Source organism: Butyrivibrio sp. AD3002, assembly GCF_000420905.1.
Classification (GTDB): Bacteria; Bacillota; Clostridia; order Lachnospirales; family Lachnospiraceae; genus Butyrivibrio.
This window is the reverse complement of the sequence record NZ_ATVV01000043.1, coordinates 1-22,807: the sequence shown is the minus strand read 5'-3', so window position 1 is coordinate 22,807 and position 22,807 is coordinate 1. Positions and strand designations below refer to the sequence as shown.

16 protein-coding genes are annotated in these 22,807 nt (G+C 39.0%); 2 read left to right on the top strand and 14 right to left on the bottom strand.

All coding sequences use genetic code 11. The features are described from left to right. Window positions 1-124: 124 nt before the first annotated feature. The 13 genes from rsgA to G596_RS0118930 all read right to left on the bottom strand — a co-directional run bounded on the left by rsgA (window position 125) and on the right by G596_RS0118930 (window position 17,401). Window positions 125-1,033, bottom strand: coding sequence for a ribosome small subunit-dependent GTPase A (gene rsgA, locus G596_RS0118990; RefSeq protein WP_022763395.1), 909 nt, complete (start codon window positions 1,031-1,033; stop codon window positions 125-127). After that, window positions 1,033-3,048, bottom strand: coding sequence for a Stk1 family PASTA domain-containing Ser/Thr kinase (gene pknB / locus G596_RS0118985; protein ID WP_022763394.1), 2,016 nt, complete (start codon window positions 3,046-3,048; stop codon window positions 1,033-1,035). The genes rsgA and pknB overlap by 1 nt, the downstream gene beginning before the upstream one ends. Then, on the bottom strand, window positions 3,045-3,788 hold the full coding sequence (locus G596_RS0118980; protein ID WP_022763393.1) for a Stp1/IreP family PP2C-type Ser/Thr phosphatase: 744 nt from the start codon (window positions 3,786-3,788) through the stop codon (window positions 3,045-3,047). The genes pknB and G596_RS0118980 overlap by 4 nt, the downstream gene beginning before the upstream one ends. A gap of 288 nt (window positions 3,789-4,076) precedes the next feature. After that, entirely contained in the window at window positions 4,077-7,145 is a 3,069-nt protein-coding gene (locus G596_RS0118975; protein WP_022763392.1) for a glycoside hydrolase family 2 TIM barrel-domain containing protein, read from the bottom strand. 38 nt (window positions 7,146-7,183) lie between these two features. Next, a complete protein-coding gene (locus G596_RS0118970) occupies window positions 7,184-8,035 on the bottom strand; it encodes a carbohydrate ABC transporter permease (RefSeq protein ID WP_022763391.1) in 852 nt (283 codons plus the stop codon). After that, window positions 8,028-8,921: a carbohydrate ABC transporter permease gene (locus tag G596_RS0118965; RefSeq protein ID WP_022763390.1), complete on the bottom strand. Its 894-nt coding sequence runs from the start codon at window positions 8,919-8,921 to the stop codon at window positions 8,028-8,030. The genes G596_RS0118970 and G596_RS0118965 overlap by 8 nt, the downstream gene beginning before the upstream one ends. Before the next feature lie 82 nt (window positions 8,922-9,003). After that, window positions 9,004-10,407 (bottom strand): ABC transporter substrate-binding protein, encoded by a 1,404-nt coding sequence (locus tag G596_RS0118960; protein ID WP_022763389.1) that lies wholly within the window; start codon window positions 10,405-10,407, stop codon window positions 9,004-9,006. Window positions 10,408-10,656: 249 nt separating this feature from the next. Continuing rightward, complete coding sequence (locus G596_RS0118955) at window positions 10,657-11,598, bottom strand: helix-turn-helix domain-containing protein (protein ID WP_022763388.1); 942 nt, start codon at window positions 11,596-11,598, stop codon at window positions 10,657-10,659. Between the two features lie 100 nt (window positions 11,599-11,698). Continuing rightward, window positions 11,699-12,850 carry a glycosyltransferase family 4 protein gene (locus tag G596_RS23010; protein WP_022763387.1) on the bottom strand — a complete coding sequence of 384 codons (1,152 nt, stop codon included), beginning with the start codon at window positions 12,848-12,850 and terminating at the stop codon, window positions 11,699-11,701. A gap of 20 nt (window positions 12,851-12,870) precedes the next feature. Beyond that, a complete protein-coding gene (locus tag G596_RS0118945; RefSeq protein WP_022763386.1) occupies window positions 12,871-14,265 on the bottom strand; it encodes a sugar transferase in 1,395 nt (464 codons plus the stop codon). 175 nt (window positions 14,266-14,440) lie between these two features. Further along, window positions 14,441-15,220: a glycosyltransferase family 32 protein gene (locus G596_RS23005; protein WP_022763385.1), complete on the bottom strand. Its 780-nt coding sequence runs from the start codon at window positions 15,218-15,220 to the stop codon at window positions 14,441-14,443. 2 nt (window positions 15,221-15,222) lie between these two features. Further along, window positions 15,223-16,458 (bottom strand): ATP-grasp domain-containing protein, encoded by a 1,236-nt coding sequence (locus G596_RS0118935; protein WP_022763384.1) that lies wholly within the window; start codon window positions 16,456-16,458, stop codon window positions 15,223-15,225. A 7-nt stretch (window positions 16,459-16,465) separates the two neighbouring features. After that, entirely contained in the window at window positions 16,466-17,401 is a 936-nt protein-coding gene (locus G596_RS0118930) for a glycosyltransferase family 2 protein (protein WP_196805260.1), read from the bottom strand. Between the two features lie 153 nt (window positions 17,402-17,554). Between G596_RS0118930 and G596_RS0118925 the strand changes: the two genes are divergently transcribed. Both G596_RS0118925 and G596_RS0118920 read left to right on the top strand, forming a co-directional pair. Then, the gene (locus G596_RS0118925; protein ID WP_022763382.1) at window positions 17,555-19,192 is read left to right on the top strand and encodes a hypothetical protein; all 1,638 of its coding nucleotides are present in this window, start codon (window positions 17,555-17,557) and stop codon (window positions 19,190-19,192) included. Beyond that, a complete protein-coding gene (locus G596_RS0118920) occupies window positions 19,189-20,292 on the top strand; it encodes an acyltransferase family protein (protein ID WP_022763381.1) in 1,104 nt (367 codons plus the stop codon). The genes G596_RS0118925 and G596_RS0118920 overlap by 4 nt, the downstream gene beginning before the upstream one ends. A gap of 8 nt (window positions 20,293-20,300) precedes the next feature. On the opposite strand, the gene G596_RS0118915 is transcribed toward G596_RS0118920, so the two are convergent. Next, window positions 20,301-21,941, bottom strand: a complete 1,641-nt coding sequence (locus tag G596_RS0118915; RefSeq protein WP_022763380.1) for a hypothetical protein — start codon at window positions 21,939-21,941, stop codon at window positions 20,301-20,303. Between the last annotated feature and the right edge of the window lie 866 nt (window positions 21,942-22,807).

The window sequence follows — 22,807 nt, the reverse complement described above, 5'->3', positions numbered from 1 at the left end:
CCCCTCATCCGTCTGCTTCGCAGACACCTGTCTCCGTTCCACTCCGGTCCGCGCTGAACCGACGTCCCCCGGACGTCGAGCGCCCCCAGGGGAAGGCTAATTATATAACTCCCTAGGGAAGGCTTTATTTTTTTCTGTAAACCGGTCTCATATTCTTGAGTTCCTTGTAAATTATCCTGTAATTGCCGTAGCGAACTTTTGAAATTTTCCCTTCTTCAAGGGCCTTTTTCACACCGCAGTCGGGTTCTGCAATATGGCTGCAGCCGCCGAATCTGCACTCGGGTTCATAGGGTTCAAATTCCGGATAGTACGCCTGAAGTTCTTCAGCAGTGATATCTTTTAATGTAAGGGATGTGAATCCCGGTGTGTCAAAAATGTAGGTTTTTTCATTTTCATCAGAAAGAGCTGATATAAAAAACATTTCTGAATGTCTGGTCGTATTTCTTCCGCGCTCTATCTTGCGGCTAAGCTCACCCGTCTCCATATCAGCATCAGGATGAAGTCTGTTTAATAGAGAGGATTTTCCGACACCGCTCGGTCCTGCTACAACAGAGGTTTTCCCTCTCAACTTTTCACACAGTGCGTCAATTCCGTTACCCTCATGAACACTGATAAACAAAACCTCATAACCGCACTTTTCATAGGTATCACGAAGTTCCTGCTGTTCCTCTTCGGAGGCTATATCCTGCTTATTAAAACAGATAACTACAGGCAGTTCATTCCTTCGCATCTGGATCAGAAACTTATCAAGAATGTTATAGTTGGGGTCAGGCTTTACTATTGCAAACAGAACAACCGCCTGGTCGACATTGGCAACCGGCGGTCTTATAAGCTCATTTCTTCGGGGCAATATCTTAGTGATATTGCCCACAAAGTTTTCTTCATCTATTATATCAATTTCAACATCATCTCCGACGAGAGGCTTTACACCGTCTTTTCTGAAAATACCTTTTGCTTTGCATTCATAGACAAAATCGCTTCCGATATTGACATAATAAAATCCGGCTATTCCCTTAACAATCCTTCCCTTCATCAATTCTCCTGTGTAAATGTAACAGCTCTTGTTACTGTGCACTCCTCTGTACGCCCTTCGATAACATTGCCGTTCTCATCGGTTGTTGCAGGACTTGTAGCTGTATAAGTAAATGTTATAACACCTGTCGCAGATGTCAGCCCCGTGCGAACCACTCCGGTGATAGGGAACGAAGCTGTCGTAGTATCAAGAAGTGATGTTCCGTCTGCAGTCACAAAAGATACATGGACAGAAACTCCGTCTGTATAATTCTGTCCCTCTGTAGGAGCCGCAATATCTCCCGAATAGCTATAGGAAATACTGGTAGGCCCTATAGATTTCTCAATGTCGATAGAAGTTCCAGGATCAACCATTGTTCCAACCGGCTTACTCTGTGCAGTTACAACATCAACTCCGTAAGTATCATTATTCACATCAACGACTCTTCCCTGTGCAAGACCTGCTTCCGAAAGTGTCGCAATTGCTTCGTCGATAGATAATCCCACAAGATTGGGAACAGCAATCTGAGATGTAGAAGCTTCTGTCGAAGCAACATCTGATGCGTTTGAAGCGCTGTCCTCTGTCTGCGACTGTGACGCCTGATTGGATGCCTCAGCACCCTTTCCGGTACTTACTGTTATTTTCACAACAGAACCGCTCTCAGCATAGGAATTTGCTTCAGGTGACTGCGATACAACAGTATTTTTTGCAAGCGTGCTTGTATCATCATCAACCTTTTCATATTTAAAATTCTTATCTTTCAATGTTGTTATAGCTTCAACATAGGATAGCCCTGTAACGTTCGGAATCTGTATTCCATCGCCGGTATTGGATTCTCCGCTTATGGCCTCAGTTTGAAGTCCTCCAGACTCTTCTCCACCGAGAATACCCATACTCCTTCCAACCAGGATTATTACAATTATTCCAACAAGAACCGCACCTATAATAGCAAGGGCAATTGTAAGTTTCTCGATTCTCTCACTGTCACCATAGCCTCTTCTGCCGTAAAGTTCCTCATCATCGTCATAGTCACTGTCACGGCGTCCGGAATAGTCCTGATCGCGTCTCTTTTGATTCTCATATTCACGCATAACGTCGGCATTGAGTCTCATCTGCTCGGTATCTGTCATACCGTTTATACTCTTTGCTTCGGCTTCTGTCGCAACTCTTGTAGCACTCTCCTCATCGGGGTCTACAAGATTAACAAAATCTTCATCCGGAGTGATAAGTGATCTCTTGAGATCAGTAATAAGCTCTGCTGCACTTTGATATCTCCTGTCAGGGCTCTTCTGGCAGCACTTCATTACAATCTTCTCAACGCTTATCGGAATCTCATCACTAAACTCAGCAGGTGAAGGCAAATCCTCCTGTATATGCTTAATCGCAATGGCAACAGTTGTGTCTCCGTTAAAAGGGAGTCTGCCTGTGAGCATCTCAAATAAGGTTATACCGAGTGAATAAACATCACTCTTGGCATCTGAATAACCGCCTCTTGCCTGCTCGGGAGAAGTATAATGAACAGATCCCATAACATTAGAGGTAATAGTGTTACTCGTTGCTGCCTTCGCAATTCCAAAGTCAGTTACCTTAACCTTACCTTCCTTGGAAATTATAATGTTCTGAGGTTTAATATCGCGGTGAATAATATGGTTATTGTGCGCCGCCTCAAGTCCCATAGCAACCTGGATTGCAATACTTACAGCCTCTTTAACAGACAGTCTGGATTTTTTCTCAATATATCTCTTGAGTGTAATGCCATCAACAAGCTCCATAACAATGTAATGGATGCCGTTTTCATCACCAACGTCGTAAACATTTACAATATTGGGATGCATCAATCCGGCTGCAGCCTGGGCCTCAACACGGAATTTTGAAACAAAATTATCATTCTCCGAAAATTCCTGCTTAAGGACCTTAACAGCCACAGGTCTGTTTAATTTATGATCTTTTGCTCTGTAAACATCGGACATGCCGCCGGTCCCGATTTTTTCAAGGATCTCGTACCTGTCTCCGATCATCATTCCTATCTTAATCATTCAGCTCCTCCGTCAGCAAAAGGCTCAATCAGAATAACAGCGATATTGTCCTTACCGCCATGCTGGTTTGCCATATCCACTAACTTCTGTGCCTTCTCTATAATATCTCTCTGACCGCTCACGATCATGCGGATTTCCTGATCCTCGAGCATATTTGTCAGCCCGTCGGAACACATGAGCACGATATCCCCTTTCTCGAGCTCAACATTAAAAAAGTCCACATCAACAGTATCATCAGCCCCAATAGCACGGGTGATGATATTCTTCTCTTTGTGTGTGCGCGCCTCTTCGGGATCAAGTCCGCCTGCGCGTACCATCTCCTGAACAAGTGAATGATCTCTGGTTATCTGTCTGATGTCGTCTCCGATAACATACAGTCTGCTGTCCCCCACATTAGCAACCTGCAGATATCTGCCCATGACAGTTGCAGCCACAACGGTTGTCCCCATCCCATAGAGCTGCTCGTCTTCTGCGGCTTTAGCCCGAAGCTTTTGATTTGCTTTTTTAATGGCATTTTCCAGAATACGCACAGGGTTCTGCTCAAAGGATCTCTCGATCTCCTCAACCATGGTATTAACCGTGAACTTTGATGCGTAATCTCCCGCGTTATGTCCGCCCATTCCATCGGCAACAATAAACACATTTGACAGATTTCCAATACGTCTGTCGGAGGAAAATACATAATCCTGATTCAGTTTTCGTTTCTGACCTACGTCAGTTATGGAAAAAGTTTTAAGCAAGGATGCCTCCGATTTTTCAATAATTTGAGTAATTATTCTTTAGTAATTTTTGGCATAAGTATTCTCACAATTCCGTAAAAAAACACCCTATGCCAATATAGAAATATACCACAAAACAGCTATTTTGACAATATTCCCCAACAATACGAAGGACAATGTATATCATTCCACGGCCTCGTTGCTTACGCATAATCGGCCGTGGTCTGACACACATTGTCCTTCTTATGTTTTGAAAAACCTTGAAACAGCTTTTTGTATTTATCACCAACTCAAGGATGAAGTGATGTTTTAAATACCCTTAAAACGGAAGGTAAAGGTGAGTTTTTTGCCTTCAGGGAGGCGGTACTCAGGGTGCGGACGAGCGCCCCAACTGTCGTCTCCTGCGATTCCCATCTGCTGCAATGCACATCTTACAACTGTGTAATGTACCTGAGGAAGCTCATAGTCATGCATAGCATTCTCAAGTTCATGAGGAGTGTAAGGAAGTGCACTAAAAGAAATATTATCTCCTGTAAACTCAATACCTCTGCCCTTGAAATCTGTAACTCTTGCCCATCTGACATCACACTTGTTTCCGCATTCCTGTGGAACAAGATACTTTGCCATGTTGTCGGCAACCTTGTTGGAATAGATTCCAATCTTACCTCCGCGTTTTCTGTCCTCGTAGGTCTCCTGCTCTCCTAGGCCATACCAGGTCAGATGGTCATAATCGGCATTGAATTTGAAAATCATACCAAATTCAGGCATATCCGGAAGTCCTTTGACTGCATCATATTTCATCGTAGTCTCAATAGTTCCGTCACCAAATACCTCATACGTTACGCTGCACTCTGAAGCAGGCATTGTAGGAAGGTAATATCTGTAATCAATCTTAACGCTGTTCTTTCCTTCAGTAACCTTAGCAAACCACATCTCGCTGTCAGGCTTACCTGTGATGCAGGGATACATACTTGCTATCTTCCACTGTGCATAACGCTGCTGCATCTTGCTTCCGGTATCGTTATCATTAGGCGCTCTCCAGAAGTTCGGAGCCGGAGCTTTTTCTATCATCTCTCTGCCGCAATATACATAGGACAACAGTCCGGGTGCCATGACACTGAAAAGAGCGGAAAACTCATCACCACGAACACCTATGTTATTCTTTCCTCTGATAACCGTGAGTTTATCAGAGCATTTATACGGCTTCACCATTTTCTTAAGAACAGTCTGCCCAAAGGCAACCTCATGGCCTTTTTCTGCCCACAAAGTACTCTCTTTAAGGGTGAAGGAAACTATCAGTACAAATTCAAGTGCCCCGCTTGTGAGGTTATATCCCGCCTCATAATCTCTGATAGCCAGGGTTACCTCACCGGGAATTGTAAATGCCTTGGATGTAAGCGGTTTTACATCACACTCTATAGCTTTGCTATATATCTCTTTTCCGTTTGCAAGAAGCTGGAGCCTTGCATCAAACTCCGATGTATTTACAAAGAGATTCTTATTAATAACCTTGAACTTATTCTTATCAAATTCGACAGAAATATTCTGGTAATTGAACTTCACCTCCTGCATTTTGGGAGATGGTGTTCTGTCACCGTATGCAATACCATTGCCACTGAAGTTGGAATCATTTGGTCTGTCGTAAAAATCGCCGCCATAGGCCTCGAAGTATTTACCGTATCTATCCTTCTTCAAAATACTCTGGTCGATATAATCCCAGATAAAGCCACCCTGATATCTGGGCTCAGTATCCGTAAGATCCGTATAATAATGCATTCCGCCGCAGGAATTGCCCATCGCATGTGTGTATTCGCAGCATATAAAGGGCTTCTTCTTTTCCTTTTTAAGAAATTCCTTAATAGCAGAAACCGGCGGATACATCTGACTCTCCATGTCCGAAGTATCATTATATCTTCTGTCGTGGAAAAGTCCCTCGTAGTGCACAAGTCTGGTATTATCATGCTCCTTAAATCGTCTGCTCATAGCATAAGGGACTTCACCTCCGAAGGCCTCATTTCCGATTGACCAGATTAAGATTGCGGGATGATTCTTATTTCTGTGATAAATGGAATCAATCCTGTCGAGCATCATAGCTTTCCATTCAGGCTTATCCTTTGGCACTATGAAATCCTCTGTCTCAACTCCCCTCTCGAAGGGTTCCCAGGTTCCATGTGTTTCAAGATTATTCTCTGCGATCATGTACAGACCATAGATATCACAGAGCTCATAGATAGCGGAATCATCCGGATAATGACTGGTTCTGATGGCATTTATGTTGTGCCTCTTCATTGTAACAATATCCTGAATCAGTTCTTCCCTATCAGGAACACGGCCGTTTCTGTGACTAAACTCATGACGGTTAACGCCCTTAAATACGATTCTCTTGCCATTAAGAAGCATGAGCCCGTTTTTCATCTCGAATCTTCTAAGACCAACATTCTGTTTTATCACTTCACAAACGACACCGCGAGAATCTGTAATAGTCAGATAAAGTTCGTAAAGATTCGGAGTCTCTGCGCTCCACAGATATACCTTCTCAAAATCACATTTTCCTGTTGTAAGACCGGATGCAGAAAGCGGAATCTTTCCTTCAAGAATCTTCTCCCCTTTATAGAAAAGCCCAAGTTCCATTGTTCCGCTACCGGTTGTCGCTGCCTTTATTTCGATGCTTGCAGTCTTGTAGTCATCCGAAAGTCCTGTCTCGATTGTGATGTCAGAGACATGAACCTTAGGTACAGCAAACAAAAATACGCTTCTGAAAATGCCGGAAAATCTAAAGAAATCCTGATCCTCACACCAGCTGCTGGAGGTCCATTTGAACACTCTTACCGCAAGCTTGTTTTCCCCCTTCACAAGAGAATCTGTAAGATCAAACTCTGAGGGATCAAAGGAATCCTCACTGTAGCCAATATATTTTCCATTCAGCCAAAGTGCAAAGCCGCTCTCAACTCCCTGGAATGAGATACAGATCTTTTCACCCTTAAAATCCTTGGGCAAAGTGAAAAGCTTCACATAATCAGCAACAGGATTAAATCTCTCCGGAATCTCCCCCGGGCGAATATCTTCCGATCCATCCCAGGGATACTGAACATTTACATACTGCGGTTTGTCGTAACCTTCCATCTGAATATGTGCAGGTACATTTATTCTGTCCCAGTCAGTTGTATCATACTCATTTTTCCAGAAGCCTTCCGGAGCATCCTTGACATTCCTGGAATAATGAAAATGCCATACCCCATCCAGAGAAAGCCTATAACTTGTCTTTCCTGTTGTCATCTCAGAAAGTGACTTATATGCTACATGATCAGAATGAGCCGGCATCCTGTTTTCCTGGAAAATCTCAGGATTTTTTACTATTTCATAGTTAAACTCGTTCATAACATCTTCCCCATATTTAGAATTATCGAAGCAGGTGATTACTTAACTGCACCTGTGATTCCTTCTGCAAACTGCTTCTGCAATACGAAGAATATGATCATTGTAGGCAGTGAACAGAATAATACGCCCATCATAAGCATTCCGTAATCAACAGTATATCCATTAGACATGTTTGCAATAAGAATCGGCATAGTCTGAGCCTTATTCTCAGTAAGTACGACTCTGGGCCACAGATATGCGTTCCATGCATTCATAAAGGTAATTACGGCTGCTGCAGCATATGTTGACTTCATAACAGGCATATACATGCGGAAGAAAATTGCAAACTCGGAAAGTCCGTCAATTCTTGCAGCTTCCATAATATCAACCGGGAAGTTACGGCTGTTTTGTCTGAACATCATTATCATAAAAGGCGTGGATATTGCAGGTAAAACGAAGCCCCATACCCGGTTAAGGAAATGAAGTTTACTCATCATCCTAAACATAGGGATCATTGTAGCAACACCAGGAATCATCATTGCCATAAGCAGGATAGCGAACAGGAAATCCTTGCCCTTGTCATGATAAAGCTCAAAGCCATAACCTGCGAGTGAACAGATAAAGATACACAGTATTGTCTGAACAGCTGCATATGTAAATGAATTCCCCATGAATCTCCAAAGAGATGCTCCTGCACCCTGCGCTTTCGCAGTAACAAGGAGATTTTTAAAGTTCTCAGCTGCCTGAGTACCAAACCAGATTTTTCCTCTTGCAACATCTACTGTGGCATTCGTAGCTGCAGTAACCATCCAAAACAGCGGAAATACTGAAAAAAGTGAAAACAGCGTAAGGAAGATATAGCTCGGTATAAGCCTTCTTTGTATATTGGATCTATTCTTTTTATTAGTCACGTGTATCACCTACTTTCAGATTTATAAAGGCAAGGATAGCAACCAGAATGAAAATAAAGAATGACATTGCAGATGCATATCCGAAGTTAGCAACACCTGTACCAAATGCGTTGTTATATACATAATGTGACATAGTGATTGTGGTATTTGCAGGTCCACCGTTTGTCAGGTTTACGGACTCATCAAAGAGCTGCAATGTACCGTTTATTGACATGATGAAGGTCATGATTATAACAGGGCGAAGAAGCGGCACCGTAATATGCCAGAAAGTCTTCCAGCCTGACGCACCGTCTATCTTAGCTGCCTCATATACTGAATATTCAATATTCTGAAGACCTGCCAGGAAGAATACCATGTTATAACCTGTCCATCTCCAGATAAGAGCAAAGATAATAACAAATCTGGCTGTATTTGTCTGTCCGAGCCAGTTTATATTCTCACTTATAAGCCCCATATTCATAAGAGTCATATTTACAAGACCCTGTGTGGCAAAAAGTGTTCTGAATATCAATGCATAGGATACCAGAGAAATTGCGCACGGAAGGAATACCATTGTGCGGAAAAGTCCTCTGAACTTAAGATCTTTATTATTAAGGAGCTGCGCAAGAAGTATTGCCAGCACCAACATTATCGGTACTTGAATTATCAGATACAAAAATGTGTTGAAGACAGACTTCATAAAAGTCTTGTCCTGGAACATACGAGTATAGTTAAAGGTAATGGGATTAGCCCATTTCATAGCAGCCGCAGATCCTGTCTTGAAAGACATGATGAGAGCTGAAATCATCGGATAAAAGCTGAATATAAAAATCATTATGGATGCTATTGCAAGAAACATCCAACCGGCTGTTTTCTGTTTTCCAGTAACGGATTTTCCTTTTTTCATCGGAGCCGCTCCTTTTCTTCATTTTACAAAACCGGGGATCGGAAAATCCCGATTCCCCGGTTTAAATACTTACAATACTAAATTAGTTCTGTGAACCTGCGATCTCAAATTCAATCTGCTCCTGAGCAGCCTGAATCTCAGAATCAATGTCGTTACCGTTCTGTACGTTTGTAATAAGTGTGTTTACAAGAGTACGAAGGTTGTAGTGGAAATCACTCTGCTGAATTACAGGTACGTGAGATCCCATCTCAACGATGTCAGCGTAGATAGCCTGGCCATTGAAGAAATCAACACCCTTAGCATATACATCAGACTTACCTGCTGAGATGCATGTTGTGATAACACCGCCATCTGTAAGTGCTGCATCATAGGTCTCGATAGCTCCTTCTCCACCACCAAATGTGTAAGCAAGGAATGACTTTGCAAGATCAGGCTTTGAGCAGTTGGCAGTTACATAAAGAGATGAACCACCGTTTGCAGCATAACCATCTTTTCCGCCATCAATTGTAGGAAGTGTTGTAAGAGCCCACTTACCACTGTTGTCAGCAACCTGCTCGATTGTAGGAATGATCCAGTTACCGTTCATAACACCTGCAACCTGATCGCCCTGGATTGTCTGGTCTGTGTACTCACTCCAGCTGTTTGCAAGGATGATAGAACCATCATTTGCACCCTGTACGATAACTTCGATGATCTTCTTGAACTTATCATTGCCTACAAGGTTAGGAGTTGTGTTATCTGTCCACTGTGAAACGCCTTCAGCCTGAAGCATCATGTAAGGAAGATCATCACCTGAATGATCCATTGAAAGGAGTGCCATGCCTGTCTTGTCATGTACATCCTTTGCGATCTCAAGCCATCTGTCCCAAGAAATACCTGTTACATCATCGATTGAATAGCCACACTGATCAAGGATGTCTGTACGATATGCAAAGATTGCTGTACCGTTATCTACAGGTGCACCGTAGTGCTTACCACCGATTGTGCTGTAGGAAATCTTCTCAGCTCCAAGATTTGACCAGTCAATACCTGCATCATCGATATCCTGCCATGCATCCGGATAATCTGCTACGAACTTCTGGATGTAATGATCCTGGAAAAGAACGATGTCAGGAAGTGTGCTGAAGTCGCCTGCAGCAGCAGCAAGTGTAACTGCCTGCTCAACATCCTGTGAACCGGACTGTGTGATGATGTTCAGAGTGAATTCTGAATCAACTGCCTGGTAAGCTTTCTCAGCTGCCTTAAGAGCAGGAATGTTGAAGTTCTCATCCCAAGCGTAAACTGAAAGCTCGTGCTCACCTTCTGATGCAACGTCAGCTGTAGGTGCCTCAGTAGCCTCTTCAGCTGCTCCAGCGTCCTCTGTGCTCTCTGTTGCTTCTGTTGTCTCGTTAGCTGTTGTATCTGCTGATCCGCTTCCGCCGCAACCTGCGATCATGGAAAGTGTCATAGCAGATGCAAGAACCATTGATAATGCTTTTCTTTTCATTATTATGTCCTCCCTAATGAAACTAAAATAATGTTCTAACCTGATTCATTTATTAAGATTATGTCAGATGAGTTTTGGGCAATTTGACTGAAATAATCTGTTTCCGAATCAAATATATGTATATTATACCAATGAGCGCAAAAAATAATGCACATTTTAAAGACTAAAATGTGCATTATCGACCAATTATGAATAAAATTTGAACAGATTATTAATAAACTTAAACAATTAAGTTGCCCATTTTAAGCCTTACCAGCCTTTCAGGGCGTGGATATTGTAGTCCAGGAGCTTGTTTGCATAATTGTCCCTGTTCTTTTTCCACTGATATGGCGATGTTCCGAGGAATTTCTTAAAATTCCTGTTAAAAGTAGACACATTGCCAAAACCACATTCGACGGCAACAATTTCCATGGAATGTTCCGTCTTTTTCATCGTATCGCATGCCTTCTGTACTCTCACAAGGTTCAGATAGTCCATGGGAGGCATGTTAATTATTTCCACAAAGCTCCTTCTGAAGTGTGTCTCACTCATGTTACATACATTTGCAAGATCAAGAGCCCTTATGTCATCCGCATAATTCTGCTCAATATACTCAATTGCAGGCTTTATGCTTACAAGATCGCCGCTGGTGTCCTGCTCTATAAGCGAGGATTGCTCCGCATCCATAGACTTATGAATCCTCATAAGCAAGAAAATAAAAGTCTTGATGAGGTTCTGAGTAGTTTCCTTGTAGTAGGAATCTTTATCTCTCATCTCCTCCATAATACGTTTAATGGTCTCTGCAATCTCCTGATGCTCTGCAGCATTCATTAAATCAGCTCTCTTATTTATCATTGTTATAGCTTCGCGCTGTTTGGGAACATTATCCGGATAGATCTCGGAAACCACCGCTTCCGGATCAAAGAAAAAATACTCCCAGAAATTCTCTTCCTCGCTCGTGGTGGTATGCGGATAGTTCGGCGGAATAGCAGAAAACATGTCGGTCTCGTAGTGGCAATCCTTCTCATCGAGGATCAGTTTACCATCACCGTACCTGCAATATCCCACCTCAAAAAGGTTATGGAAATGAAGAACATTATCCTCCTCTCCATAAACCCTGATCCACTTCTCACCTAAAAGAGCAAGGCAGCTCTGTCCCTGGGGTATCTCATAAAATCTGAATTCAATTGTTTGTTTCTTTTTTCTGCCCATAGAATTTTGTTGGGACTAAATCCCCTCATCCGGCACTTCGTGCCACCTTCCCCCAGAGGGGGAAGGCACTTTATTTCTTCACCACCCAAGGGAAGGCATATTAAATGTTATTAATACGCTCCACATTCAGGATTGCATCAATGTACAGTCTGACGCTGGCACCTGTAACCTTGTTCCAATCGAATCTCTTGTAACAGTAGTCCATTATTTCATCGAATTTGTGGAAGCTGCCGGGATTCGCGATGCTCTCCTCAAGCTTCTTTTTAAGGTCCTCTACATCAGACTTCTTGAAGTAGTTGGCATATTCGCGGCACGCCTCGGTATTCTCCGGAATATCGCTGGCAAGACATCTTCTGCCAAAACTCATAGCCTCAAGAAGACTTATCGGCATACCCTCAATATCACTGGGAAGTACATACATGTAGCAATTGCTGAAAAGCTCTGTAAGCGTATTGCCCTGTACAAAGCCGGTCATAACAACCCTGCTGTCCTTCTTTGCCATATCCATAACTTCCTGCATGAAATCACCGGAATGACTTCCGCCACCGGCTATAACAAGCTTCATGTCAGTATCAATCTTGGAAAAAGCCTCAAGAAGATATGTTATTCCCTTCTCAGGAACGATTCTTCCAAGATAAAGAATATATTTTTCTTTCTCAAGTCCAAACTTCTTAACAATTCTGTCGGGTTCCAGGAACTCGGTCCTGTTTACGCCGTTTGGTATGTAAATAGTCTGTCTTCCGTAAGTATCCAGAAAGTACTGCTGAACGTTACGGGAAAGAACGATAACCTCATCGGCATATCTTGCTGCAATTTTCTCACCGAATTTTAAATATTTTGTAGCAAAGCCGCCCCACTTTGCTCTCTGCCAGTCAAGACCATGTATGGTCGCAATAGTTCTGATTCCGAAAAAATGAGGAATCACAAGCATCGCACAAGGTCCCTCTGCATGGTAATGAATTACATCATAATTGCCAAGAAGTGCAAAAATTGTAGCAAGAAAAGAATAAACTACCGCATTTAATGCCTTCAGGTCAGGTGTAGGTACATGAACTATGCGTATTCCTTTGTAGCTTTTGAGCTTATGAGCCGCTTTATCAGCGTTCTTGTCGGCAACATTTTTCCCCTTACGATTGTATGCCGTAACCGCATGTCCCATAAGCACAAGACGTGTAGAGAGCTCCTCTACAACTATCTCCACTCCTCCCTCTCTGGACGGTATTCTCTTGTGCCCAATCATTGCAATTTTCATATTATAGCTCCCAAATAATTCTAGTAAGACCCGTTGCGTTTAAATATCTCAAGTACAGTTTTAAATATAATCTTCAAGTCCATCATCAGGTTCCAGTTGTCGATATAGTCGACATCCAGATTTACAACCTGATCAAAATCCGTAATATTACTTCTGCCACTTGTCTGCCATCTACCCGTGATACCGGGCTTGATGCTGATTCTCCTCCACTGATCGGCAGTATACTTCTCAACCTCATCAAGCGTCGGCGGTCTGGTTCCAACAAAACTCATTGATCCGAAAAGCACGTTAAAGAACTGCGGAAGCTCATCAATACTGGTCTTTCTAATGAACTTACCAACTCTGGTAATTCGCGGATCATCCTTAATCTTGAACATCATGCCATCCTGAACCTCATTGAGTTCCATGAGTTCAGCTTTACGCTCCTCAGCATCAGCATACATGCTTCTAAACTTCCATATCTTGAAGTGTCTGCCGTTTTTACCAACTCTGACCTGTTTAAATATAGCGGGACCTTTTGAGTCAAGCTTAATCGCAAGCGCAGTAATAATCATTATCGGTGATGTCAGAATAATGCCAATCAAAGCAAAAATGATATCGAATAGACGCTTCATCAGTGATTCCCATGTGTTCATACTGATAGTATGGTAGGTCATAACTGGATAAGTTCCGATACTGCTGTTATAGGAGAAAGCCTTTCTCCTTCTGTAAATATCAACAATAACTCTGCAGGTAACACCCATTTCGATGCAAAGATCGATATACTTCTGAATATAAGCAATATCCATCTCACGCTTCTGCATGATATAAACCTGATCAATATTATACTTTCTGATAATCTCCTCAAGATCGGACAAGCATCCGATGTATTCCAGAGAATCATCGTCATCATCAAAGCTCACATAGCCTATCTCATTTAATGTAAGCGGAGTTTTATTAAGGAAATATCTGAATTTATTATAAGAATCCTTGCTTCCCACATATACACATCTCGGTATATGCTTTCTGTTTATCAATCTGTCAACAAGTCTTAAAAAGAACAGACTCTCAACCAAAACTATAAGGTAAGACAGTGTCAGAAATGCCATCAAAAAATCAGCATCAACTGAATGATCAAGGCAAAACCAATAAATAAGAAAACAACTAAAAGTTGCCCACAAAAAGGAAACTGTCTTACGACGTATTATTCTGTCAACATAAAAAAACAGGGTATTATTATAGATATTTGCTGCTCTGTTACAAACAACATAAATCACAATAAAAACAAACAGCATAGCGAAAATGCTGTCACGCTGTTCGGCCTTCACCAAGTGCCCCCAAACCAAATATACAATTGTCATCGAAAGACATTGAAAAACTACATCCAGTATTGCGTGAACAACATCAAAAGACGCAGAAACATTAGAACGATTCATAAACTCTCCAAACAATTAAACTCTTTTTCATTATAGTTCCACCCCACAAGAACCAGCGAATCGTTATTAAACTAGTACGCCATTCGGTTCACAAGTATACATTATAATAAGTAGATATGTCTAGTGGATTTGAAAAACTGACTATAATTTGTACAGATTAGTAACACGATAACATTTATTTTCTAATTATTTTTTTAATATTATCCTTAAATCCAATTATTCTATCAAATAAAAGTTTACCTTTTTCCTCCCCGAACATCCTGTTAAGTCTTCTCATGAGATTCGTGTAAAATCCGCTGTTGCCACCTTTCCAGCTACCATCAAAATGATGTATGCTGTATGTGTTTTCAGTAATTTCAACGAGTCCGGTCGCATAATTAAGCGGACAAAAATAGTCCACCGGGTATATCTCAACAACACCTACTGTCTGTCTTGAACCATCGAGTCTAAGTCCATGTCTCTTAAGTACCAGTGTACGAAGTTTCGGACTCTCAACATTATGTTTTTCTCCGCCCCAAAAATCATAGGCTTCATCGCTGTCGTATAGATCAAGCATTTCTTTGAAAATAGGGAGACCTGCTACGCATCCAAAGCCCTGCCCGTCATTTACCAGTTCGCTGTTTTCAAAGCCAAAAAATGCCTTGTTTTCACATAACGGCGACAAGTCTTTTATTATCTCTACATCAGTATCCAGATATACCCCGCCACGATTATAGAGAACATCCATTCTTGCGTAATCCGAAACAAACGCCCACTTTTTTTCATCAAAGGCTTTTTCCATATATGGATGCTTATGAATGTCGTAATTTGTCTCATTCCACTCTTTTATCTCAAAATCCGGACAGTTTCTACGCCAGCTATCGATGTATTTTTGCACCGATTCAGGCTTTTTTCCGCCGCCAAACCAGAAATAGTGGATTGTATGGGGTATTTTTTTGTCTAAACTAAAATCCATATTTATAAACCGCCATCAATAACATTATTGTTTTCATCAAGAATAAGTCTCATGACCATATCATTTCCATTATCATCAGTAACTTTAAGCAATTCATTTATAGTACTGATCTGACTTTTAAATTGATTAAAAGGAAGCGCAGAGACTATTATGCAAAATATCCGGCGCATACCTGAATCCGGCTCAATTACAGTCCCATCTTCCATATTTATCTTCACATATGCAATTCCCGGCAATTCCCTTATACTTTCAACCCCTTCAACAGAAGCTATTTTCCCCGGTTTAAGCGAAACCAAATAAGCGGAAACATTCACCGGTTCAGGCTGTGAAATTGAGGCAAGATAGTCTTCATTCAAGGCATAATCAAGAACAATCTGACACATATAATCTTGTATAGGAGATGCCCCGCCAGGAAGACGATAATTCATTTCCGTCACAGCGTATTCATCACCTTCGAAAATAACCTGAATACAAGCTATTCCCTCATAACAACCAAGTTCATTAAATAATTTCGATAATTGAGGAAACAGTTCCTTTTCCAATCTACCCAGGCAATCTGCAGGTCCGTATCCAAAAACGAACGGTATATCATCTTTTCTGTCACCAAATGTTGCGCCTGCTTCAATTAAATATGACTCTCCCCGGTTGAATCCAAATATAAGACTTATCTCTACCCCGGAATAAAACTTTTCGATTACCACTCTGTTGGTCTTCGATTTATGATATGCATCCCTGTAGCCATCAATAAGATCCTCTTCATTTTCACATAGGTGAAATCCTATACTCGAACAACTGTCAGTCGGTTTCACAACGACAGGATATTCGATATGCTCCATTTCTTTAGTGCCTAGACTTATATCCGGCATATACTCTTTAACAACAGGAATTCCATATTGTCTGCATAGCTGCTTAAATTTCAACTTGTCATTTGTAATCTCCCATGCATAATCGGAGACATAAAATGGCAAATTAAGTCTCTTACATAGCTTTCTGGTTGCATCCATGCAGTTTTCACTGGCTCCGCATGTAATGGCTGTAATTCCTCTTTCTATTGATAGTTTCTCAAGTGTATCCGTATCATAAACACTTATATCCCAGGATTCATCTGCAATCAGTTTACACTTTGATTGTTTCTTATCCCGATCATCAGTGATTATGGTATATATACCTCTTGCTTTGGCAAGCTCAATCAATCTATCAGTTTTTCCGGTATCTCCTAAAATCAGTAATTTCTTCATATCTCGTTTAAATAAACCTACTAAATAGTATAGGTGCCAGTTGATACGCGATTCTTCGCTTGGATTTTTGTTTACATGGTGTAGATTTCAATTCTTTTTGCATCGCCCTGATCTGATCAGAGGTTCGCTTCCTTCTGTCTCCTTCACTATAGGCTTTTAATAATGTATACATACTATATTCCAGAATCGAATTGTAACTATCTAAAACATAATCTTCTTTTATAATATTACCTATCTTATCAAATGCAGGTTTGTAAACAAATATGCCATTACTGAAAAAGTCTCTCGTAGATGTCGCAGATGAAACATTCTGAATATAATGGTAAAAAGCTTTTGGAATGTACTTATATTTAAGATTATTGTTAGCGAAATAGCGCGTTTGAAATAGCAAATCTTCGCACATCGCTATATTTTCATCAAATGAATATTGCTTTACTATGTCCGCTTTAAAAAGTTTAGTAACAAGAAATCCTCTGACAGTATCATCGGTAAACATAGCTTTCAATATGTCATTTGACAGCAATGTTTCAGATTGCAGCCTTGTATAGGATGTAATAATTTCATCCTTATGTGTAAAATATCCGCTAATGCAGCCATCGCACATCCCATCTGCTACAGCCTTAATCATCTCTTCATACATATCCGGCTCAATATAATCATCAGCATCAAGGAAGCTGATCCACGTGCACTTAGCAAGCGATATACCCAGATTCCTGGCTGCTGAAACGCCTTTATGCTCCTGATGATAATACTGTATTGCCGGATATCTTTTTACATATTCTTTTATTATGTCAGCAGAATCATCCGTGGATCCGTCATCTATCAGAATTATCTCATCAGGAACTAATACTCCGTCCAAAATGCTGTCAAGCATAACAGGCAGAGTCTCTGCATTATTATAAAAAGGTATTATTGTTGTTATTGTATTATTTAAATTGTTCATAATCATTAAAAAGAAATAATAATAGCAGGAAACTTTGTATGAAATTTTACATTGAAAACATTAGTTTTTCTACTATACATTATGATAAAATCGCATTGAAATATAATAGTTTTATCCGCTACCTGCTTATGATAAAACGAAAGGAATTACCAAATGAAAAGCACACCCAATAATTCTTTTGCGACAACAGCATGTTTATTACTCAGTTTATTTCTTATTCTTACTCATTCATTTTTCTTTTTCAACCAAAAAATGGGCTACTATATAGATGAGACTCTCTCATTCAGATTGGCCAATGATACTTTAACTGATTTTACAACTGTAAAAGATGCTGTACTGAATCGGAATTCCGATGAACTCACAAAAGATTTAAAAGAGCTCAACATGGATGTTTGGTATAGTCGTGATGAAGTCCTTTCGAGATACACAGTATTAGATAATGAAAAATTCCATTATTTAAACACATATTTGCAGCAAGCCTTTGATGTCCATCCTCCCTTATACTACGCTGTCATAAAGACACTTTGCTCAATATTCCCCAAAACAAATCTAATGTTAATAGGTTATATTATAAATATTTGTTTTCTTATTATTACCTGTTTTCTAGTATACAAAATTGGTGTTTGGGTATTTAACGATAGTTTTTTATCTATTACAGCTATGCTTTTTTATGGTTTTAGCTTGGATTTTATAAATAATTCCACTTATTACCGTATGTATGCAATGCTCACATTCTGGATGGTGCTATCTATATTTCTAAATGTTAAATGGTTTAAAAACAAGTATGTCAACGACCATAAAACAATACTGGTATTGTGTCTGATTGAATATCTTGCCATGATGACTCAATATTTCGCTCTATTTTTCTGCATACCTATTTTTGTTATTAACATTGCATTTGCATTACATCAAAAAAAGTCAGTATCAAGGTACCTGGTCTATAATGTAGTTACAGGAATTATTTATTTAATAACCTGGCCTTTTTCCATTATGCATATATTATTCTCTAACCGTGGCGACGATGTAACACATAATTTAAGTCATCTTCACTTTTTGCAGAACATTATCAGCTACAAAGATTCCTTGGCAAACAGTATATTTGCAGCAAAATCCAAGTTGTTAATTATCGTGTTTTTAATTGTTTTTATCGTTATCCTCGCAAAAATTATTCAAAACATATGCAAAGGTAGTTTTCACTCTTGGATCGATACAGAACATTTCGGGGTAATGATCTACTTGTATTTTACTTCCCTTATCTACTTTGTAATTGCAGCAAATGCTGTTCCCTGGCATGTTGACCGATACATAATGCCCATCATTCCGCTATTTTGCATAATAATTATATATTCATTAGCCAATATGGCATCTTTTGTAATAAAAAAGAATTTCATTTCTATAGCTTTTGCAATGGCATTCTGCATATTCATTAGCTGCCTGTGGCATATAACAACATCGCCTTCATATTTATATAACGATAATAAACGAACCGAATTGGCCAAAATTTGCCCGGAACATGAAGCAATAATAATAGACAAAGAAGGCGTTATTTGCAATTGCGAAATAGAATTGAATTTCAATCACCCGAGGTATTTTGAAACAGATGACAGTCGACTGGATAGTATTTCCTCTTATATCGACCAAGACTCAACATATATTGCATATGTAGCATGGTCAGTAGATACTGAAGCTGTTGATAATGCATTCGCAACTATAGGACTTCAAATGCATAAAGCAGACGTAAATACTGATTTCTATAATATTTATTATGTTAAAAGTGGAGACATGAAATGAAAGCAAAAATGAATACAATAAAAAATTCACTCGGCATGTTTGATCTAATAAAAGGTGTCATGATGATCCTTATGATACTTGGTCACACGCAGGGATTGCTTTTCTTCCTTGGAGAAGCAGATACCAATTCCTTGCTGACCAGTACTAGTCCATTTCTGCTGTTTCTATTGCTGTTACTCAGCATAATTCGTGAAACAGCTATGCCCATTTTACTTATAATATGTGGGTATGGTTTTAGAAAAGCAACTAATATCAAATGTGTAAAAAAACAATTTACTATGTTATTGATTCCATACGCAATTACAATGCTTATTACTACAGTAATGCATCTGATTTGCTACTATGTCCTTTACAGAAATGCACGTTCTGCAGTTAAAGCTACTCTTTCAGTTTTCTCTGGTGGACTATTAGGATTTGCACATGAATGTTACATATTTGGTCTAAAATTCTCAGCCTGTGGTCCTATATGGTTTTTGTTAGCTCTTGCTATTGCCTATATTGTCTTCAACTTTGGAGCAAACCTTTTTGAAAAAGAAAAACTCTTTTGTTTTTCTATATTTATCTGCCTTCTCGGCTGGCTTATTAGTTATATTGATATCATTCCCTGGAGCATTTCCCAAGGATTTATTTCTGTCTTCTATATAAGTCTTGGTTATTTTATCAAGAAAAACAAATTATTTACTACTGAGCAGAAAAATATTTACAAAGTCACATTTTTGATAATTGCTTTAATTCTTAAGATAATTGTGCTATTATCCGGCAGTCTGTTTGATATGGCAAATAATATGTATCCCTTGGGTCCTATTTCCATTGCTGAAGCAGGTATTTGGGGAATTATAATTGTATTCCTCTTTCTACACTTCAACAACATAACCGGTACAATTTCAACATTTATCAGGCGAATAGGCCGTAATTCATTATATGTCTTATGCATTCATTCCATCGAATTATTAGCATTCAGTGGATATTATGAATATGACCTTGCGCAAAATTGGCAAGGTAGTGTCGCTCTAAGATGCATTTTAGTTTTTTGCGTCAGACTGGCATTTGTTCTTATATGCACATTTTCATTCACCAAAATTAAAGACACCTTAAAATGAGCAAATAATTATTGCGGGCTTTTTTGGTAAATGTATACATCAAAAAAGTCCGTTGAATAGCCGCTATTTATTATAGAATAGTTCTGATGAGCGAACTCACCGGTAATATATTCCAAATCACAATACTTACTAATATAGATTGCATAATCATTATCTGCTATAAATGTCTCTGTAAGATAATCTGATAATCCTTTATCTTTTATCATAGTCCAATATGGATGATTTATATCGTCTACGACCTCTATATACTCAGCATCATTCTCGGGCTCTATAATCAAAGCCTCTTTATCTACATTATTACTAATAAACTCATGCTTTTTTTCTGTTATCGGATAAGCATACCTGGGTTCAATTTTTAAAGTATTCACATATGACACCAAAATCACAACCATGAGTAGCAGTGCACATATCCAGTCTTTCTTTAATACTAATTTTACACTTTTCCAAAGCACCCAAATTACGATTATGGAAAAAATGGGTATTGCCGGCATCACATACCTATCCATAACCCATGGTGAAATATATACTGATACCATATAAAAAATAGATACCGGTATGATCAAATATAAATAAAGCCACAATTTATGGGATTCTTTCAGTTTCGTGATACCATTTTGGATAATTTTCTTTAAACAAATAATTCCTAACAGAGCTGCAAAAAAAACGGTTATTATCAAAAAAACTTTGCTTCCACTAAAAATGGAGTATTTTAGCAAGCCACCAAATTCTTTAAGCCTAAGAAGAAGTTTAAACGATGCCGCATTATTCATGATATCCTGACTACGCCCATTATGTGTTAATTGGATAATCGAAAATGGCCAAATACACAAATAGATAATTGCGATAATAATATGACATGCAAAATATCTCTTCACTGTTTTTTTATTTGCCAGCATAAATATGATCGTCATAAAAAACAAAGGAAAAATAAATAATGCCGCATAGTATTGTGTAAGCATGGCAATAACTTCAACCAGGCATATTTTCAATAAAATCTTATTATTCAGATTAAAATCGTTATTAGCCAATAATAAATATAGATAAAGCAAAAGTACTATCAAAAAAGTAAGTAAAGCATACATTCTGATATACATCACACAATTTGCAAAATCATAACTCAATCCATAAAAAAGTATCCCAAACACACCACATAATCTGTCTTCCGTAAGTAATACAATTATTTTAAACAAAAAAATACAAGTTAGTAGCAAACTTAAAATATTGATTAAAAATCCAATGTTTTTAGCGGAAATACCTGGTACGGAAGAATTTAGTGTATTAAATAAGATATAATATAGCGGTGGATGTGCATCAATAATAGATACAAGATATGTATCTGCAAAAGTGAATTTATCACCAGATTGAGCATCAAACAATGCTTTAACTTCATCTGCTGTATATCTCTCTCCTATCACCATAGGTGCGCTATTTAATGTTCCGAACAATGTTTTTTCAAATGCAAAGTCGTTTCGGGCAAGGCTTTGAACGAAATCATAAAAAGAAGTATAACTTACACTAGAATAATAAAAAGTAGCCTTTTCATCAAGAAAATAGCCTTCTTTCTTCATACAATAAAAGATCGAATTAATTAAAATGATCACCAGTGCAAAAACAACTACTTCATTATAAATTCCTTTATTTCTTTCCATTTTTATTCCTTCTTAGTATACTTTTGTAGTATATTATACTATTATCACCCATACATAATATATATCTTTTTCTATCCTCTTTTGGGTGCAGATAATGCAAAAGGCTGAGGTACTTTTACTCATGAATACAAAAAGCAAAAAAACATTCTACATTTTTACTATTTATGGAATCATCATTTTTATCAGTCTGTTCCTTTTTCTAACAATTATTAATCCACTGGTAGTATATGATACAGATGATTGGCTCTACATCGGTCAGTTTCGTAAGCCAGTCCCAATAATAGGACATTGGAACCCAATTAAAGTTTTTCCCGAGACCTTTATGCCTTTAGTATCATACTTTGGCGCAATAATAATAAATCCGATAATTCATAATTATTGCTTCTCTCTAACTTTAGCCCACGGATTTTTCGGAAGCATACTTTTAACCTTCTATTTCATAGAGTTCTCATTACTGTTTTACAGAAAGCAATTTGCTTCAGCATCATTAAGCATTTGGTATGGTGTACTTTTTATTTTATTACATTTCATCACGTATAATCCAATCATGTTAGAAAAGTGATTGGATTATTCCTTTCTCCCAGGTTCTCTGGGCTATTTCTAATCCTTTTCTGATATATTTATTTAGGCACTGTGGATCTGTTGCTATTTCATTACAGCTTTGACTGGTACGAGGTGACTCAGACCACAGCTTTTCGTCTAATACTGGTAATTAGTTTGTTAACGCTTGACGTTTAGATTTACGTGATTACACAGTCGATTTCTCTGTGGTAGACAACAGTGCCAACTATAATAATCAGGAGGTTTTATCTAATGTCTATGTACTTTGCAGGAATTGATATTTCCAAGTACAAACATGATTGCTG